Origin of the sequence: Xenorhabdus littoralis (assembly GCF_033949345.1) — a bacterium.
In the GTDB taxonomy this organism is placed as follows: Bacteria; Pseudomonadota; Gammaproteobacteria; order Enterobacterales; family Enterobacteriaceae; genus Xenorhabdus; species Xenorhabdus littoralis.
The window spans coordinates 1-1211 of the sequence record NZ_VCDP01000228.1; the positions used below are offsets into that span (position 1 = coordinate 1).

Genomic DNA, 1211 nt, shown 5'->3' on the forward strand with positions numbered 1-1211 from the left:
GGGCGGGTCATTTGGGTCAGCAGGTCAAACGCGCCATAGGTGTAACGGGTGGTACGGCCTTCACCATCGGTAACGGCCACCACGCGCCGCTCGCTGTCATATTCCAGCTTTTGGGTAACGCCATCCGGCAATTCAACTTCGGTCAGGCTGCCGTTATTGAGACTGGCATGGTCATCGCTATAGCGGTAGTGTGTTTGCTGTTTTAGCGCATCGGTGAATTGGCGCAAACGCCCCAATACATCCAGTTGCAGGCCAGTAGTTTCGCCATCCGGTGTCATCACGGCGGCCAGCCGTTGTTTCTCGTCATAGGCATAGTGCCACTGGCGGCCATCCGGTAACAGACGCTGGCGCAATTCGCCATGAGTACCGTATTGGTATTCTTCTTTGTGCCCTAGCGGATTGGTTAGCGCAGTCAGGTTGCTCTGCTCATCATAGTGAAATTGCCAACGTTCGCCGGTCGGCAGGACACTTTCGATAAGCTGCCCGTGTTCATCATAACCGTAAGCAAAAGTATCGCCGGTCGGCAGTTTCACTTCGGTCAGCGCACCGTCAGGGGTGTAATCAAAAGCAGTCATCTGCCCCATCGGGTCACTTTCCCACATCAGCAGGCTGTGTCGCCACTGGCGGCGGGTGATGCGCCCCAGCGGATCAACTTCCCGTATCACCAACCCGTTCGGGTCGTAGTGGTAGCGGGTTTCACCGCCTTCGCCATCCAGATAGGTGGTAATACGGGCGTTATCATCGTAGCGGAAGTGGTCATGCCAATAGCCGCTGGGGGAGGTGGTGCTGAGTACCCGGCCGCGTTCGTCATAGGTTATCGTCAGGTCAGTCTGGTCGGTATCATGCCAGCGGATCATCCGCCCTTGCACATCATATTCATGCCACAGGTGGTTGTGCTGGAAAGCATCACATTCGTTCAGATATCCCTGTGAGTCATATTGACAGGTCAACAACCGTTGTCCGGCAGGCTGGCCTTCGCGGCTCTCCTGCATATTGATCGTATGAAGCCGACCGTCCAGATAATGCAGGCTTAACCGCAGGCCGTCATTGCGGGTGACTGCCGTCAGTTGCGACTGTTTATCGTAGATAAAATCAATCCGGTTCTGACGCCGGTCAGTGATAGCAGACAATTTTCGCGTGTTGCCTGAAGTCGGGCTGAAATGGTACGTCAACTGGGTACGGCGGTCAGTCAGGCATAGTTCGCCGGTCAG

General features: G+C 55.5%; 1 pseudogene. It reads right to left on the minus strand.

Annotated elements, in window-relative coordinates:
* A pseudogene (locus FE394_RS19410) lies at window positions 1-1211 on the minus strand (RHS repeat-associated core domain-containing protein); the annotation flags it as partial.